General features: G+C 65.0%; 16 protein-coding genes. 11 read left to right on the forward strand and 5 right to left on the reverse strand.

The features are described 5' to 3' along the window. Window positions 1-15: 15 nt before the first annotated feature. Window positions 16-1,188, reverse strand: a complete 1,173-nt coding sequence (locus tag HU230_RS38745) for an acyl-CoA dehydrogenase family protein (protein ID WP_176533710.1) — start codon at window positions 1,186-1,188, stop codon at window positions 16-18. A 227-nt stretch (window positions 1,189-1,415) separates the two neighbouring features. Between HU230_RS38745 and HU230_RS38750 the strand changes: the two genes are divergently transcribed. Continuing rightward, window positions 1,416-2,516: an asparaginase gene (locus HU230_RS38750; RefSeq protein WP_176533709.1), complete on the forward strand. Its 1,101-nt coding sequence runs from the start codon at window positions 1,416-1,418 to the stop codon at window positions 2,514-2,516. On the opposite strand, the gene HU230_RS38755 is transcribed toward HU230_RS38750, so the two are convergent. Further along, on the reverse strand, window positions 2,495-3,049 hold the full coding sequence (locus HU230_RS38755) for a sigma-70 family RNA polymerase sigma factor (protein ID WP_338077331.1): 555 nt from the start codon (window positions 3,047-3,049) through the stop codon (window positions 2,495-2,497). The genes HU230_RS38750 and HU230_RS38755 overlap by 22 nt on opposite strands. A gap of 176 nt (window positions 3,050-3,225) precedes the next feature. Here HU230_RS38755 and HU230_RS38760 point away from each other — a divergent pair, with 176 nt between their 5' ends. The 4 genes from HU230_RS38760 (at window position 3,226) to HU230_RS38775 (ending at window position 8,496) form a co-directional block, all read left to right on the forward strand. Next, on the forward strand, window positions 3,226-4,206 hold the full coding sequence (locus HU230_RS38760) for an AraC family transcriptional regulator (RefSeq protein ID WP_224944032.1): 981 nt from the start codon (window positions 3,226-3,228) through the stop codon (window positions 4,204-4,206). A 60-nt stretch (window positions 4,207-4,266) separates the two neighbouring features. After that, on the forward strand, window positions 4,267-5,073 hold the full coding sequence (locus tag HU230_RS38765; RefSeq protein WP_176533707.1) for an MBL fold metallo-hydrolase: 807 nt from the start codon (window positions 4,267-4,269) through the stop codon (window positions 5,071-5,073). An 87-nt stretch (window positions 5,074-5,160) separates the two neighbouring features. Continuing rightward, window positions 5,161-7,026 carry a molecular chaperone HtpG gene (gene htpG / locus HU230_RS38770; RefSeq protein WP_176533706.1) on the forward strand — a complete coding sequence of 622 codons (1,866 nt, stop codon included), beginning with the start codon at window positions 5,161-5,163 and terminating at the stop codon, window positions 7,024-7,026. A gap of 318 nt (window positions 7,027-7,344) precedes the next feature. Further along, window positions 7,345-8,496, forward strand: a complete 1,152-nt coding sequence (locus HU230_RS38775) for a DUF3095 domain-containing protein (RefSeq protein WP_176533705.1) — start codon at window positions 7,345-7,347, stop codon at window positions 8,494-8,496. Between the two features lie 72 nt (window positions 8,497-8,568). Here HU230_RS38775 and HU230_RS38780 read toward each other — a convergent pair whose 3' ends face one another. The 3 genes from HU230_RS38780 to HU230_RS38790 form a co-directional block, all read right to left on the reverse strand. Continuing rightward, window positions 8,569-9,012 carry a DUF2147 domain-containing protein gene (locus tag HU230_RS38780; RefSeq protein WP_176533704.1) on the reverse strand — a complete coding sequence of 148 codons (444 nt, stop codon included), beginning with the start codon at window positions 9,010-9,012 and terminating at the stop codon, window positions 8,569-8,571. Between the two features lie 193 nt (window positions 9,013-9,205). Beyond that, on the reverse strand, window positions 9,206-10,591 hold the full coding sequence (locus HU230_RS38785) for an MATE family efflux transporter (RefSeq protein ID WP_176533703.1): 1,386 nt from the start codon (window positions 10,589-10,591) through the stop codon (window positions 9,206-9,208). A gap of 155 nt (window positions 10,592-10,746) precedes the next feature. Then, window positions 10,747-11,277, reverse strand: coding sequence for a GNAT family N-acetyltransferase (locus HU230_RS38790; RefSeq protein WP_176533702.1), 531 nt, complete (start codon window positions 11,275-11,277; stop codon window positions 10,747-10,749). A gap of 153 nt (window positions 11,278-11,430) precedes the next feature. On the opposite strand from HU230_RS38790, the gene HU230_RS38795 reads away from it, so the two are divergent. From HU230_RS38795 to tolB, 6 genes are all read left to right on the forward strand, one after another. Then, window positions 11,431-12,030, forward strand: coding sequence for a superoxide dismutase (locus HU230_RS38795; protein ID WP_176533701.1), 600 nt, complete (start codon window positions 11,431-11,433; stop codon window positions 12,028-12,030). 245 nt (window positions 12,031-12,275) lie between these two features. After that, a complete protein-coding gene (crcB, locus tag HU230_RS38800; RefSeq protein WP_176533700.1) occupies window positions 12,276-12,662 on the forward strand; it encodes a fluoride efflux transporter CrcB in 387 nt (128 codons plus the stop codon). 650 nt (window positions 12,663-13,312) lie between these two features. Beyond that, window positions 13,313-14,026: a protein TolQ gene (gene tolQ / locus HU230_RS38805; protein WP_016846954.1), complete on the forward strand. Its 714-nt coding sequence runs from the start codon at window positions 13,313-13,315 to the stop codon at window positions 14,024-14,026. A 43-nt stretch (window positions 14,027-14,069) separates the two neighbouring features. Further along, window positions 14,070-14,537, forward strand: a complete 468-nt coding sequence (locus HU230_RS38810) for a biopolymer transporter ExbD (RefSeq protein ID WP_028340645.1) — start codon at window positions 14,070-14,072, stop codon at window positions 14,535-14,537. A gap of 30 nt (window positions 14,538-14,567) precedes the next feature. Beyond that, window positions 14,568-15,500 (forward strand): cell envelope integrity TolA family protein, encoded by a 933-nt coding sequence (locus HU230_RS38815; RefSeq protein ID WP_176533699.1) that lies wholly within the window; start codon window positions 14,568-14,570, stop codon window positions 15,498-15,500. A gap of 103 nt (window positions 15,501-15,603) precedes the next feature. After that, entirely contained in the window at window positions 15,604-16,896 is a 1,293-nt protein-coding gene (gene tolB, locus HU230_RS38820) for a Tol-Pal system beta propeller repeat protein TolB (RefSeq protein WP_420831871.1), read from the forward strand. Window positions 16,897-17,028: the final 132 nt, after the last annotated feature.

Here is a 17,028-nt window from a genome sequence, read left to right on the forward strand (position 1 = left end):
TGGAAGAGGCCGCTGTCAGATTGACGCGTTCCGCCGTTCATGGTTGCGGAACGCGTTGCGGGCGATGATCTGCCGCATGATCTCCGATGTGCCATCCAGAATGCGGACCACCCGCGTTTCCCGCCAGATGCGCTCGATCGGCAGGTCCCTGGAATAGCCGGCACCACCGAACAGCTGCATGGTCATGTCGGCCACCCGCTGGACCATGTCGGCGCCGGTATATTTGGATAGTGCCGCGGCGGCGGTGCGGGCGGCGGCGTCGCTTTGGTCGTAACGCCAGGCCGCCTCATAGGCGACCAGGCGTGCGGCATGCAGCGCGCTCGCCATGTCGGCGATCTGCCACTCGATGCCCTGGTGGTCGCGCAGCTTGCGGCCGAATGTCTCGCGCTCCGAGACATGTTCGAGCGCGTAGTCCAGCAGCTGGCTCGCTGCGCCGACACAATAGGCGCCCCAATGCGCGCGCCCGGCATCCAGACACCGCATCGCGATGGCAAATCCGTCGCCCTCCTGGCCGAGCAGGTTCTCGCGCGGAACGCGGCAGTCCTCGAAGATCACCTCGGCATGCGCCGAGCCGCGGCCGGCGGCCATCTCGACCAGGCGGCCGATGGAGAGGCCCGGCGTCTTCGCGTCCACGACAAACGCCGCGATGCCCTTCGCGCCCGCGGACGGGTTGAGCGTGGCGAACACCGTGAAGACGCCGGCGACCGGCGCATTGGTGATGTAGGTCTTGCGGCCGTCGAGCACGTAATGATCGCCGTCGCGCCGCGCCGTGGTCTGGATGCGGGCGGCATCCGATCCGGCGCTCGGCTCGGTCAGCGCGAAGGCGCCGATCATGCGGCCGCTGGCGAGCTCGGGCAACCATCTGTCGCGAACCGGAGGCTGCGCGAAGAACTCGATCGCCTTCGAGCCGATATGAACGTTCACCCCGCTCAGATAGTAGAAGGCGGTGTGCGCCTTCGCGAGCTCCTCGATCGCGAGGCAGCTGCCGAGCATCGAGAGGCCGAGCCCGCCGAACTGCTTCGGCGTGTTGGTGCCGAACAATCCCATCCGGCGCAGGCCGGCCATCGCGCTCTCCGGCACCTTACCGGTTGCCTCGATCGCGGCATCGTGAGGCTTGAGCTCGCTGCGCACGAACTCGCGCACCTGGCCTTGCAGAACGCGGAGATCGTCGGGAAGCTCGAATTGCATGCCCTCACCAGAATTCGAATAATATTCGAAAAATGTGCGCCGTCATGTCGGCGGTGTCAAGATTTTGCGGGAGCGTCGGAAAACAAGGCAGTGTATCGCGGGATACTGGGTAAGAGCGGCCGGGAAGGTCGGAATCCTGTCCCCGATGGTTTCCGCCGCAAGTTTGTCCATTTCTTGCGCGATAAAACCACGAGTTGTGAACAGGCAATCTGTCGCTGGGGGAAGAAATGACGCCGCACTCGCTTCGATCGGCTCGTTCCGTACGCATTATCATCGGCCTTGCCGCAGCCCTTGTGATCGGGCTTGCGTCGCCGGCCATTGCCCAGCAGTCGCCCGCCGGCGGCGCGCTGGCGCGGGTGCTCGTGCTCGGCACCGGCGGCACCATCGCGGGCCAGGCCAATGCACGCGCCGGCAATGCCTATGATTCGGGCAAGGTCAGCGCAGCGAACCTGATCGCCGCCATTCCGGGCATCGACAAGCTCGCCCAGATCTCGGCCGAGCAGATCTCGTCGATCGGCTCGCAGGACATGAATGACAAGGTCTGGTTCGACCTCGTCAAGCGCATCCGCGCGGCTGTTGACAACAAGGAAATCGACGGCGTCGTCATCACGCATGGCACCGACACGATGGAGGAGACGGCGTTCTTCCTGCAAAACGTGCTGGATACCGACATGCCGGTCGTGCTGGTCGGATCGATGCGACCTTCCACTGCGATCGGGGCCGATGGTCCGGCCAATCTCTACGAGGCGATGCGGGTCGCATCGGCGCCGGAATCCCGCGGCCGCGGCGTGCTCGTGGTGCTCAACGACACCATCCATGCCGCGCGCTGGGTGCAGAAGACCAATACCACCAGCGTCGAGACGTTCCGTTCGCCCGATGCCGGTCCGGTCGGTTATGTCGACACCGGCTCGCTCCGCTTCCTGCAACCGGCCGCACCGGTCAAAGCGGCCAAGTTGAAGCTGCCGGATGCGCCGCCGTTGCCGCGGGTCGACATCATCTATTCGCACGCCAACATGGATGCCGCGGAGGTCGAGGATGCGGTCAAGCGCGGCGCTAAGGGCATCGTGCTGGCCGGCGTCGGTGACGGCAATTCATCAAAGGTCGCGATCGATGCGCTGGCGGCCGCGGCGAAGCAGGGCGTCGTGGTGGTGCGCTCGACCCGGGTCGGCTCTGGCTATGTCAACCGCAACGTCGAGGTCGAGGACGACAAGCTCGGCTTTGCGGTCTCGCTCGATCTCAACCCGCAGAAGGCGCGCGTGCTGCTTCAACTCCTGATCGCCAACGGCGTGACCGAGTCCTCGGCGGTTCAACAGGCGTTCGCGCGGTAAACCGTCAATTTTGACGCGCCGCCCGCAGGCCTCGCCGCCGGTGGTTCCGCGGACGCTTGCGCTGCTCGCCGCGCCGCGCGCAGCAGGCCGCGGGCTTCCGCGATGCGCGACATCACGGCGGTGACGGGAACGCCGGTGACCTCGGCGATTTCCTTGTAGGTGAGATCGAGATATTCGCGCAGTGCGATGACCTCGCCGAGTGGTGCGGGCAGCTCGTCGACGAGTTGCCGGATGGTCGGGGAGTCGCGCCGCGGCTCGGCCTCAGATGCCGGAGCGAGCGGCGCACTGGAGCGGCGGGACTGCTGCTCCTGGCAGACGGTTTTGAGGATCGCGAGCAACCACGGCCTGACGGCGGTGCCGCGAAAGCCGTCGAACTGGCGCAGTGCGCGCAGATAGCAGTCCTGCACGGCCTGTTCGGCGTCCGCCTCGGTTCGCATCAGCACCCGGGCGAACGCATAGGCATCGTCGAGCCATGGCAGGGCGGCGTCACGAAACTGCTGCGCCGTTTTATTCCCGGCTTTCGCACCTTGCATCATAGGGTTGCATCTCGTGAATAGCTTTACCGTCAATCGTCGGAGTGGTATCAGGCTCCCCGCCGGAGTCGTGGACCGTCGCGCCAAGCGTAGGGACAGGAACGACATGCGCACGCCGGGAAGAACGCGATCGTTCGTCGCTTCGTTTCGATCGATCGCGCTTTCGGAGCACGGACATGTCCGAGACACAGGTGCCCAACCGGTTCTCGATCTTCCATCACGGGCTGGCGAAAGGGCCGGCCTATGAGGCTTGGCGCGAGGGCATCTGCCGCGGCTTCTGCCGGCTCGACGTCGGACCGACCGACGATAACCGCATCGATTGCCATAACGAGTTCACGTTGCTGCATACGGTCGCGATCGCGACGCCGCGCGGCGGCTCGGCCCGTTTTGCCCGCACCCGCGCGCTTCTGAGCGACGGCTGCGACGACCTTGTGCTGATCTTCGCGACGCGCGGCTCGGTGCAGGTCACACAAGGCAGCAAGACGATCGAGCTCAAGCGCGGCCAGATGTGCCTCACCGAGATGAATATCGTCGGCACCGCCGATCTCACCCAGTCCGGCAGCTTCACGACGACGCGGTTTCCGCGCCGCCTTTTGCTCCAGGTCGCCCCCATGGCCGAGACCCAGCTGGCGCGGACGCTCGGTCGCGAGCCAGCCTTGAGCGCGATGATCGAGCGCTATTCCGCGCTCTGCACCGAACTGGCCGGTGATCTGGATGTGCCGGGCCAGCAGGCGGCGGCGCATCATCTGGCCGATCTGGTCGGCCTCGTGCTCGGCAGCAGTGCCGAGCACAAGGAGCTCGCCGTACGGGACAGCGTGGCGAAGGCGCGGCTCGATCTGATGAAGGCCGACGTTCTGAAGAATCTCGACAATGGCAAGCTCACGATCGAGGCCATAGCAAGGGCTAATGCGCTGAGCATACGCCAGGCGCAACGCCTGTTTGCGGCCGAAGGGACCACGTTCTCGGAATATGTCCTGGAGCAGCGCCTGCTGCAGGCGCGCCGGCTGCTGCTGCACGCGCAGGGCGCCGGCCGCAAGGTCAGCGACATCGCCTATACGGTCGGCTTCAACGACCTGTCCTATTTCCATCGCGCGTTCCGCCGGAAGTTCGGCGCGGCGCCAGCGGAGATGCAGATGGAACTGGGGCGCCGGCATTGAACGCGTTGCGCTGCTGACGTAGATCAGGGGACCAGCTTCACCCCAACGAGTGTGGTCTCAATGCCCCTCTGGACTTGCGAACAATGTGGCGCGCAATTTCCTGAAGCCGCGACGCCGCCACCGTCCTGCCCGATCTGCGAGGACGAGCGGCAATATGTGAACTGGAAAGGGCAGGCGTGGCTGACGCGCGAGGAGCTCGCGCAGCGGCATCGGCTGGTCTGGCGCGACGATCTTGGCCTCGTTGGATTGGCGCTCGAGCCGTCCTTTGCGATCGGGCAGCGCGCGCTCTTGGTGCCGGATCGCGGCGGCTGCGTGATGTGGGACTGCGTGCCGCTCGCGACCGCCGAGGCGGTCGCGCATGTCGGGTCGCTCGGCGGGCTGAAGGCGATCGCGATCTCGCATCCGCATTATTATGGCGCGGTCGCCGACTGGAGCGCGGCGTTCGAGGACGCGCCGGTCTATCTGCACGACGACGATGCGCAATGGGTGACGCGGCCCTATCGGTCGATCGTGCCGTGGCAAGGCGACAGCCATCGCATCTCCGACGACATTCTCCTGGTGCGTGCCGGAGGCCATTTCGCCGGCGCCACCATGCTGCATTGGCGCAAGGGGGCGGACGGGCGTGGCGCGCTCCTGACCGGCGACATCGCGATGGTCGCGATGGACCGCCGCTCGGTCAGCTTCATGTATTCCTACCCGAACTACATCCCGCTCAACGCTTCATCAGTCCGCCGCATCGCGCGCACGGTCGCGCCGTTGGCGTATGATCGGATCTACGGCGCCTGGTGGGGCAAGAACATCGCAACCGACGCCAGGGCGGCGTTCGACCGTTCGGTCGAGCGCTATATCTCCGCGATCTCGGACTGACGGTTTCCCCCCGCTCGTCTTGCCAGGCGGCGCGATCGCGCTATATCAGGGCTTTCCCTCCACTTACCGTTTGTCCGAGTTTTCCGCATGACCACAATCGCCGCCGCCGAATCCCAGCCGTTCCAGGCCGAGGTTGCCGAATTGCTGCACCTGATGGTGCATTCGGTCTATTCCGAGACCGATATCTTCCTGCGTGAACTGATCTCGAACGCATCCGACGCCTGCGACAAGTTGCGCTATGAGGCGATCGCCAATCCCGGCCTGATCACCGACGGCACGCCGCCGGAGATCAGGATCGTCCCGAACAAGGCGGCTGATACGCTGTCCGTGGTCGATACCGGTATCGGCATGGAGCGTCAGGAGCTGATCGACAATCTCGGCACCATCGCGCGCTCGGGCACCAGATCGTTCCTGTCGAAGCTGACCGAGGCCAAGGACGGCGCCAATCTGATCGGCCAGTTCGGCGTCGGCTTCTATGCCGCCTTCATGGTCGCCGACAAGATCGTCGTCACCAGCCGCCGCGCCGGCTCTGACGAGGTGTGGGTGTGGTCGTCGGAAGGCGGCAGCGGCTTCGAGATCGCGCCGGCAAGCGAGGAGGCCGCTAGCCGCGTCGCGCGCGGCACCGAGATCGTGCTGCATCTGAAGAAGGACGCCGCGAAATATCTCGAGGCTTACGAGATCGAGCGCATCGTCCGCGAATATTCCGACAACATCCAGTTCCCGATCCTCTTGGTGCCGGAGGAGGGCGAGCCGCGCCAGATCAACTCGGCGAGCGCGCTGTGGCAGCGCTCGAAATCCGAGCTTTCGCCTGAAGACTACGCGCAGGCCTACAAGCAGATCGCGGGCGCGTTTGACGAGCCGGCGATGACGCTGCATTACCGCGCCGAGGGCCGCCAGTCCTATGCCGTGCTGCTGTTCGCGCCGTCGCAAAAGCCGTTCGACCTGTTCCAGGTCGAGCGCAAGGGCAAGGTCAAGCTCTATGTCCGCCGCGTCTTCATCGCCGACGACGCCGAGCTCTTGCCGGCTTACCTCCGCTTCATCCGCGGCGTGATCGACAGCGAGGATCTGCCGCTCAACATCTCGCGCGAGATGCTGCAGAACAATCCGCAGCTCGCCCAGATCCGCAAGGCCGTCACCAGCCGCGTGATCGGCGAGCTGGAAACGCTCGGCGAGAAGGAGCCGGAGACCTTCACAAAGATTTGGGACGCGTTCGGTCCGGTCATCAAGGAAGGTCTGTGGGAGGATTTCGAGCGCCGCGAGAAGCTGTTGGCGCTGGCGCGCTTCACCACGACGTCGGGCGAGAAGCGCTCGCTGAAGCAGATTGTCGACGACTTCAAGCCGAACCAGACCGAGATCTATTATCTGGTCGGCGACAGCGTCGAGCGGCTGAAGTCGAACCCGAAGCTGGAATCCGCGCGCGCGCGTGGCATCGAGGTGCTGCTGCTGACCGATCCGGTCGATGCGTTCTGGACCTCGGCGCCGCTCGAGTTCGGCGGCAAGCCGCTGAAGTCGCTGAGCCAGGGCGACGTCGATTTCGGCCTGATCCCGCTGGTCGACGACAAGTCCGAGGATAAGAAGGACGAGCCCGCTGCCGATGCCGCGACCACGATCGCCGTGATCAAGGATGCGCTCGGCGGGCGCGTCTCCGATGTCCGCGCCTCGCAGCGGCTGACCGCGAGCGCATCGTGCCTCGTCGCCGGCGGCGATGCGCGCGATCGCGCGCTGGAGCGGCTGCTCGCCCAGCAGAACCGCGGCGAGATCACCAAGCCGATCCTCGAGATCAATTTGCGCCATCCGCTGGTTGCCGCGCTCGCGACTGACACCGCGCAGGCGAAGGATCTGTCGCTCCTGCTGTTCGAGCAGGCGCAGATTCTCGACGGCGAGATGCCCGACGACCCTGCCGCATTCGCCAGCCGCCTGAACCAGCTCGTGCTGCGGGGCTTGGGGAAGTAGGGGCACTCGTAGCCCTCTTATCCCGTCATGCTTCGAGACGGCCGCTGCGCGGCCTCCTCAGCATGACGGGACCAGCACGCTGCCGTAGTCGCGAGGTCCGCCGGATTTCGCTGCGCTTCATCCGGGCTACGGTTTCGCAAGCGACGCAAGCTGACGGCGCCGCACACCGGCGCTTGTGTATCCTTCGAGGCTCGCCGCGCTCGCACCTCAGGATGACGGAACTTCGCTCCATCCGGGCGACGCTTCTAAAACCCGGTCCCAACCAGCCGCGTATCTGCTAGAGAGTGTCGTGACAGGCGGAAACAGCACGGCGTTACGATGGCTGGCGGCAGCGAGATCTTCTACGGCGGCATTCCGGTGTTTCGCGGCTTCGCGCGCCTGATGGATCCGGCGCTGTATGCGCCGTTGCCCGACGACTGGACGGTCGGCGTCGCCGATATCGTCGAGTCGACCAAGGCGATCGCGGCGCAGCGCTACAAGGCGGTCAACATGGCCGGTGCCGCGGTGGTCGCCGCCGTCACCAATGCGCTGGATGGCCGCGAATTCCCGTTCGTGTTCGGCGGCGACGGCGCGAGCTTCGCGGTCGCGCCCGCCGATCTCGACAGGGCGCGCGAGGCACTCGCCGCGACGGCACGCTGGGTGCGCGATGATCTCGATCTGGTGCTGCGGGTGGCGTTGGTGCCGATCGCGGCGATCCGCGCCGCGGGGGCCGACGTGCGCGTCGCGCGCTTCGGTCCGTCGGCCAATCTGTCCTATGCGATGTTCTCCGGCGGCGGTCTTGCGTTTGCCGATGCCGCGATGAAGCGCGGCGAGTTCGCGCTCGATCCGGCGCCTGAGGGCACACAGCCCGATCTGTCCGGCCTGTCCTGCCGCTTCGAGGTGATGCCGTCGGCGCGTGGCGTCATCCTCTCGGTGCTGGTGCTGCCAGCGAAGGACGCCGATCCCGCCGCCTTCCGCAAGGTGATCGAAGACCTCGTCGTGCGGATCGAGAAAAGCCCCGACGCGGGACGGCCGGTGCCGCCGGGCGGCCCGCCGCTGCGCTTTCCGCCGCAGGGCATCGAATACGAAGCGCGCGCCAAGCGGTTCGGCGGACCGCTGGCGATGCGGCGCGCCGCGGTGCTCGGTTTTGCGCTCTGGGCCTTTGTCGTGTTTCGGCTCGGCCTCAAGGTCGGCACGTTCGCGCCAAAGCTCTATCTTCAGCAGGTGGTCGAGAACTCAGATTTCCGCAAGTTCGACGACGGCCTGCGCATGATCCTGGATTGCACGCCGGAGCTTGCCGCCGAGCTCGAGCAGCGCCTGGTCGCCGCAGCCGGGCAGGGCATCGTGCGCTATGGCCTGCACGAGCAGGATGCCGCGATGATGACCTGCTTCACGCCGTCGGTGATGCGCGCCGACCACGTCCACTTCATCGACGGCGCCCGCGGCGGCTACGCCTCGGCCGCCACCGTGCTGAAGACGCGCGCGGTGTAAGTTGTCGCAACATCGGGATTCTGCCCTCTCTCACGCTTGCGGGGGAGGTGAAGGAAAAATCCCGCCTGGCCTTCACCGCCCGACGCGTGTCCAGGTCTCGCCGCCGCATAGCGCGCCGACGCAGCCTTCGACGCGCAGCGTGCTCTCGCTGGTCACCGAGATGCTGCTCGCATAGGTGCCGCCATCGTCGGCATTGTAGATCTGGCCCGACCATCTGCCCGCGGCAACCGGCTGCATGCTGGAGAACAGCGGCAGTCCGATGATCGGCCTGTTGGCCAGCGACGGATTGGGATTCTTGTTGTCGACCTGCGGCTTGCCGGTCATCGGATCGATCGGGTCGCGCAGGCTGACCACCACGCCGCAGATGCCGCCGCCGCATTTGCTGACCTTGACGCGGGCATCGCCCGCCTGGGTCTGCCAGACGCCGAAAGGCTCGGGCGCGCCCTGTGCATGCGCGGCAGGCACGGCGAGTGCCGTCGCAATGATTGCGATCACGAATCGGAATTTGCAGGCCATGACGTATTCCCCAAGAGGTCGGCCTGCATAACAAGTCGAAAGATTTCTGCAATGTAATAATCGCGCGATCAGGCGGGCATGATCCGGAAATTTTGCAGCTTTTTTCCGAGGCCGCCATGCTCCGGCAAGGCTCGGAAGGGTGGCGGTGCCTTGTCGCGACCGCATGCGCAGCGCGAGCCCCGGCCCTCCGGGTCTAGCCCCAGCGGGTCAGCTTGATCGACACGATGGTCGCGAGGCCGAATGCCACCATCGCACCTCCCACCAGCGCAAACAGCGTCCACGCGGGTGCGCTCGCGGTGGCGAGCCACCAGCCGCCGATGCCGACCAGCAGCAGGCGGATGGTCCCGGCCAGCACCGGCCCGCCGACCTTGGCTGCGCCTTGCGAGGAAAAATACAGGCAGACGCCGACGCCGAAGAAGCCGAAGCCCGGGCCGGCCAGCGCGAAATAGGACGAGGCTGCGGCGGTCACGCCGGGATCGGTGGTGAACAGCGCAATCCATAGCGTCGGCTTGAGTGCGACCACGAGTCCGACCAATCCGACGACAAGTCCGGCAACCGTGCCGGCGATCCACGCCACGTTGCGGGCCCGCGTCACCAGGCCCGCGCCAACAGCCATGCCGACCATCGGCACCGAGGCGACGCCGACCGCGAATGCGATCGGGATCAGCAGGAATTCCAGCCGCGAGCCCATGCCGTATCCGGCCAGCGTCTCGGTGCCGAAGCCTGCGAGGATCTTGGTGAAGATCAGGATGGTCAGCACGCTCTGCAGCGGCGACAGGCAGGAGATCGCGCCCACTTTCAGGATGTCGAGGAACATCGCGCGCTGAAAGCTGAAGGCGGCGAAGTCGAGCTTCAGCCGGCTGCGGCCGCTGGCGAGATACCAGGCGAGGAAGATCGCACCACACGTGAAAGCCGTGAGCTGGCCCGCGGCAACGCCACGCATGCCGAGGCTCGGCATGCCGAACAGCCCGAGACCGAACACGCCGCCGACCGCGATCTGGATCGTCGAGACGGTGATCAGCGTCATCGAGGGGACGCGCATGTCGCCGGTGCCGCGCACGACGGAGGCGAGCGTGTTGACCAGCCAGATCGAGACTGCGCCCGAGAACAGCACCTGAGAGTAATGCATTGATTGTTCGAGCACGCCGCCGCGGCCGCCGAGCAGCGCATAGAAGTTTTGACCGAAGCCCAGCATCATCACGGTGAAGAACAATCCGGCGCACCCACCGATGATCGCCGCATGCAGCGCCAGGTCGGCGGCGCGGTCGCGGTCGCCGGCGCCGAGCGCGCGGCTGATCGCCGACGAGACGCCGCCGCCCATCGCGCCGGCCGACATCATCTGCGTCAGCATCGCGAACGGAAACACCAGCGCGATGCCGGCCAGCGGCTCGGTGCCGAGCCGGCCGATATAGGAGGTCTCGGCGACCGCGACCAGCGTCGAGCCGAACATCGCGATCGTGTTGGGGATCGCCAGCCGCAGCAGCGTCGGCAGGATCGGCGCCGTCAACAAATGATCGACCGGTACCGCAGGCGTGGCCGCGGCGGGGTTGATGTCGTCGATCGAGGCATCGATGGTCATGCGCTGATTGCCTTCACCTCCCCCGCAAGCGGGAGAGGGGGCCTACTGCCGATGCGGCGCTCTTCGACTTCAATTGTTCGGACTCGGAATCAATAAATGATGATCAACATGTTACGGCGCGGGGCTGACTCAGGCCACCCGCGCTCGCGCAGGGGTCACCACGGCAGGCCGCATAGGTCGATCTTGCCCTGGCGTGGCGCGCGGACGATGTCGTTGACGAAAGGCGCCATGGCCTCGAAGGGGATCTGCCCGGAGGGCTGTTCGCAAATCACCTCGCCGGCGAAGGGATGCCAGCCGCGCGCCTGATAGAATGCGAAATTGTGCGGCTCGCAGAATAAGATTGCAAATTTCACCGCGTCATTGGCACGAATGGTGTGCACGGCGGCATCTAACGCGAGTGACGCATAGCCGCGCCCCCGGCAGTCCTCGCGGGTCGCAACCCCGCCGATGCCGGCGACATGCACCTTGTGGCCATTCCAGGTGATCGTCCGGAAATAGATACCGACATGGCAGGCCAGCCCGCTGTCGTCGGGCGCGTCGAGCAGCACGCGCAAATCCGCGTGAGCCCATTTGGTGTCCGCCCACTGCTTCTTCTCCATGATATCCGGGCTCCAGACCGCCCGGAGCAGCGGCTCGGCGTGCCGCCACGACGCATCTCCGTTGAGAATGTCGATTTCGATGCTCATCGTCTCAGGTCCCAGGTCTTGGCCTTGCACTTGGTCCTCGGCTGCGCCGATCTGTCATACACGATCCGAAAATGCGGTGTTTCTCCGCCGTGGAACCTTCTATAAGGGGGACCCGTTAAGTGTAGTCTCCCACCCTCTGTTGGACATTACCCCATGACCTTCACGCTACCCGATCTGCCCTACGCCCACGACGCCCTTGCGCCCTACATGTCCAAGGAAACGCTGGAGTTTCACCACGACAAGCATCACCAGGCCTACGTCACGAACGGCAACAACGCGATCAAGGGGACCGAATTCGAAGGCGAGTCCCTCGAGGAGATCGTGAAGGGCTCGTTCGGCAAGAACGCGGCCGTCTTCAACAATGCTGGTCAGCACTACAACCACATCCACTTCTGGAAGTGGATGAAGCCGAATGGCGGCGGCAGCAAGCTGCCCGGCCGGCTCGAGAAGAAGATTAACGAGGACCTCGGCGGCTTCGAGAAGTTCAAGACCGACTTCGCCGCCGCCGGCGTCGGCCAGTTCGGCTCCGGCTGGGCCTGGCTGCAGGTCAAGGGCGGCAAGCTCGAGATCGCCAAGACCCCGAACGGCGAGAACCCGCTGGTCCATGGTGCGGTGCCGATCCTCGGCGTCGACGTCTGGGAGCACTCCTACTACATCGACTACCGCAACCGCCGCCCGGACTATCTGAAGGCGTTCGTCGACAGCCTCGTCAACTGGGATTACGTCGACGAACTGTTCGGCAAGGCCGGCTAAGCGCGGGTCGCAATTCGGCTCGACCCTCTCGCCCTCCCCTGGAGGGGGAGGGTCGACGCGAATGAAATGAGCGGCGGGGTGGGGTGACGGTCTATCCACGCGCGACATCGTCCGTGTTGAGAGATCACCCCACCCCGTTTCGCATTCCGCTGCGCTTCATGCGAACCGACCCTCCCCCTCCAGGGGAGGGTGAGCTTTTGAGCGGCGTGTATTGTGAGCTTCTCGACACACCGGCGGGGGCATTGGTGGGTAACGCTGCAAGCTATCTCCTCGTCTTCTTCGGCGGCGGCCTCGGCGCAACGCTGCGGCATCTGATCAACGTCACCTGTGCGCGCTGCATCGGCACCGCGTTTCCCTACGGCACCTTCATCATCAACATCACAGGCTCGACCGTGATGGGCTTGATCGCCGGCTATCTCGCCTTCAAGGGCGAGGCCTCGCAGCCCTGGCGGCTGTTCCTGATGACCGGCATCCTCGGCGGCTACACCACCTTCTCCGCCTTCTCGCTCGACACCGCACTGCTCTATGAGCGCGGCGAACTCGGCCTTGCCGCGCTGTATGTCGCGGGCTCGGTGGCGTTGTCGATCGCGGGTCTGTTCGCCGGGCTTGCGATCGTCAGGCATTTGACCTGACGAAAGAGCCGTAGCCGTGGGTTAGCCGAAGGCGTAACCCACCAACGCTCCGTCATCATTCGCAGAAGGGCGGCGGGTTACGCTTCGCTAACCGCAGCTCGTCATTCCCCGGTGCGCAATTGCGCACCTGAGGGCTCGCGAAGCGAGAGCCCGGAATCCATTCCACCACTTGTTCTGCGGTTCAATGGACATCCACGTCGTCCTGGCGAAAGCCAAGACCCATCAAGTATCAGCCGTTGCCCGGCGCTGGAGCCACGATCCCGTTCACAATCAAATGCGGTGGTTATGAATCCTGGCTTTCGCCGGGACGACGCGGGGAGGAGGCGCCCGGCATCACCCCGCCAACCGCCGAATCCATTCATCTGCGGAACCCGCCAATCCCCTCCGCCGGCGGCATTTCCCGCCTCCAAATTTCCCTTTGGTAACCTCGCCTTAACCATGATTAGCGTTTGGTTAGGATCGGAATGCCGCGTGAGAAGCCCTCGTTTTGACATGTTGGCAGGGGAAGCAGGGCCCGGCTTTGGATGGGCCCCCCATGCGACAGATGCAAGAGGCTTTCGCGCAGTTTCGCCGCGCCTGATGCGGCCGTGGAATCGGTGCCGATTGGCGGCCCGCCTGATGGGGACACTTGCGTTGAGAGGATATTGCCGATGAATCCCGCCGACGTGGCTCAGTCAACTCTGCCACTGGCATCGAGCGATGTGTCGCTGATCGCGCTGTTTTGGCAGGCTCATTGGGTCGTCAAATGCGTGATGTTGGGACTTTTGTCCTGCTCGGTGTGGGTTTGGGCGATCGCGATCGACAAGATCCTGCTCTACGCCCGCACCAAGCGGGCGATGGACAAGTTCGAGCAGGCGTTCTGGTCCGGTCAGTCGATCGAGGAACTCTACCGGGCGCTCTCGGCCAAGCCGACCCAGTCGATGGCGGCCTGTTTCGTGGCGGCGATGCGGGAGTGGAAGCGCTCCTTCGAGAGCCAATCGCGGTCCTTTGCCGGCCTGCAGGCCCGGATCGAGAAGGTCATGAACGTCTCGATCGCCCGGGAAGTGGAGCGGCTGGAACGGCGGCTGCTGGTGCTCGCCACCGTCGGCTCGGCGGGCCCCTTTGTCGGCCTGTTCGGCACCGTCTGGGGCATCATGTCGAGCTTCCAGTCGATCGCGGCCTCGAAAAACACCTCTTTGGCGGTGGTGGCGCCCGGTATCGCGGAAGCGCTGTTTGCGACCGCAATCGGCCTGATTGCCGCAATTCCGGCGACTATTTTCTACAATAAGTTCACTTCGGAGGTGAACCGGCAGGCCGCGCGCCTGGAGGGGTTCGCCGACGAGTTCTCCGCCATCCTGTCGCGTCAGATCGACGAGCGGGGCTGAGACTTATGATGGTCACGATGGTCACCCTTGCGAGCGCACGATCATGGCGATGAGCATGGCAGGGTCCGGCGGTGGTGGCAGACGCCGGCGCGGGCGCAAGCCAGTGATGGCCGAGATCAACGTCACGCCGATGGTCGACGTGATGCTGGTGCTGCTGATCATCTTCATGGTCGCCGCGCCGCTGATGACGTCGAACATCGACATCGACCTGCCGGTCGCGAGCGGCGGCAAGTCGATCTCGTCGAACCAGCCGCCGCTGACGCTGTCGGTCAAGCGCACCGGTGGAGGCTGCAACTCGAATGTCGAGCTCTATCTCGGCGACGCGCCGGTCACGGCCGCCGATTTTCCGGCCAAGATCAAGGCGATCGGGGATGCCCGGTCGGACGCCGAAAAAGTGGTCTATCTTCGTGGCGACAAGGACGTCTGTTACACGGATATGATGAAATTGCTCGGGGAGGTCCGGGCCGCGGGATTCAAGGCGAATATCGTCATCATCCCGGAAGGCGGATAACCATCATGCCAAGGCACGGGGAAGCCTGATTTGAAGGTCAAGGTCGACAAGACTCTGGCGGCATCGATTGTCCTGCACGTCCTCGTGATCGGGTGGGGCCTCGTGTCGTTTTCGACCAGGGCGTACGTGATGCCCGAAGAAGAGTCGGTCGCGGTCGACGTGATCTCCGCCGACCAGCTCTCCCATGTCATGACCGGCCAGAAGGACGGCAAGAAGGAAAATCCCAAGCCGCTGGTCGACAAGGTCGCCGAGGCCAAGCCGGTCGACGACACCGTCGGCAAGGTCGAAGAGAAGAAGCCGCCTGTCGTGACCGACACCGCGCCGCAGCCGGCGCCGAAGGTGGAGAAGCCGGAAGACAAGAAACCGGATCCGCCGAAGAAGGTCGAGAACAAGCCGAAGGAAGAGCCGAAGCCGGTCGAGAAGAAACCCGATCCGGTGAAGCCCGATCCGATCGCGGAAGCAATCAAGAAGGAAGAGAAGAAGCCGCCGCCGAAGCCGGTTCAACAGGCAGCCAAGCCGCCGCCGGAGCAGAAGCCGAAGGATCGCGTGTTCGACCAGAGCAAGATCGCAGCGCTGCTCGACAAGCGTGACCCGACGCGGGCTGCGGCGACCGGCGATGCGCTGAACGCCAACGCCGCGCTCGGCACGGCAAAGGGCAAGGCCGCCGACAACTCCGCGACCTGGGGCGCGATGTTCCGGCAGCAGGTCGAACGCTGCTGGAAGAAGCCTTACGGTGGAATAGAAGCGCAAATGGCGGAGGCCGTGTTCTCAATCCATTTGAAGCGCGATGGTACGCTGGAAGGCATGCCGGTCGTGGTGGGAACGGCGAAGACGCCTTACCTTCGGGTGTACCAGGAGAGCGGCTTGCGCGCGATCATCGAGTGCCAGCCCTATCGGTTGCCTCCAGGTTTCTTTGAGGAGTGGCAGTTCTTTGAGCCGGCCTTTACCGAGAGGCAGAGCTGAGAATGCGCGCCACTGTTTACGAGCATGAGTTCGAGCGATGATTGACAAGACCCGATTGCCTGAAGCGCTGTTTCGTCCGAGCCGCCGGCAGATCCTGTCCGGCATGGCGTCCGCCGGCGTGATGCTGAGTGGTCTCACCGGCCCCGCATCCGCTCAGAAGCGGATCACCATCACTGAGGGCGAGTTCGCGCCGGTGCCGATCGCGATCCCGAACTTCGCCGCCGGCACGCCTGGCGACGCCGAAGTCGGCGTCGGCGTCACGCAGGTGATCACCAACAACCTGAAGCGCAGCGGCTTGTTCGCGCCGATCGATCAGGCCGCCTATCTCGAGAAGCAGATCAACATCGACGCGGCGCCGAACTTCAACAACTGGAAGAGCATCAACGCGCAGGCGCTGGTGACCGGCCGCATGACACGCCAGGGCAACGGGCGCGTGAAGGCGGAATTCCGCCTCTGGGACGTCAACACCGGCCAGCAGCTCGCCGGCCAGCAGTACGACACCTCGGCCGAATACTGGCGCCGCATCGCACACATCATCTCCGACCAGATCTACGAGCGCATGACCGGCGAGAAGGGCTATTTCGATACCCGCGTCGTGTTCGTCGACGAGAGTGGCGCTGCCGATCGCCGCGTCAAGCGCCTCGCGCTGATGGACCAGGACGGCGCCAATGTGCGCTATCTGACCCGCGGCTCCGATCTCGTGCTGACGCCGCGCTTCTCGCCGTCGACCCAGGAAATCACCTACATGGAGTTCGGGCAGGGCGACCCGCGCGTCTATCTGCTCAACATCGAGACCGGCCAGCGCGAGATCGTCGGCAACTTCCCGGGCATGTCGTTCTCGCCGCGCTTCTCGCCCGACGGCCAGCGCGTCATCATGAGCCTGCAGCAGGGCGGCAACTCCAACCTGTTCGTGATGGATCTGCGCTCCAAGTCGATGACGCGGCTGACCGACACGCCGGCCATCGACACCTCGCCATCCTATGCGCCCGACGGCACGCGGCTCTGCTTCGAGTCCGATCGCGGCGGCAAGCCGCAGATCTACGTGATGCCGGCAACCGGCGGCGCAGCACAGCGCATCTCGTTCGGCGACGGCACCTATTCGACGCCGGTGTGGTCGCCGCGCGGCGACTACATCGCGTTCACCAAGCAGGGCGGCGGGCAGTTCGCGATCGGCATCATGAAACCGGACGGCTCCGGCGAGCGCATCCTGACCTCGGGCTTCCACAATGAAGGCCCGACCTTTGCGCCGAACGGGCGCGTCGTGATGTTCTTCCGCGATCCCGGCGGCAACAGCGGTCCGTCGCTGTTCACGATCGACGTCTCCGGGCGCAACGAACTGAGGGTGCCGACCCCCGGTTTTGCCTCCGACCCCGCCTGGTCGCCGCTGTTGTCGTGAGGTTCGCGCAGAGCTGCTCCGGGGAACCCCGGGGCGGCCGGCACTTCTTACCTAGCGCACTGAATTTTATGACGAATTTCGGCTGCCAATGGGTTGCGGCAACGAATCGCTAACGATGTTCCCTCAGAAAGA

This window comes from Bradyrhizobium quebecense, from assembly GCF_013373795.3.
Taxonomy (GTDB): Bacteria; Pseudomonadota; Alphaproteobacteria; order Rhizobiales; family Xanthobacteraceae; genus Bradyrhizobium; species Bradyrhizobium quebecense.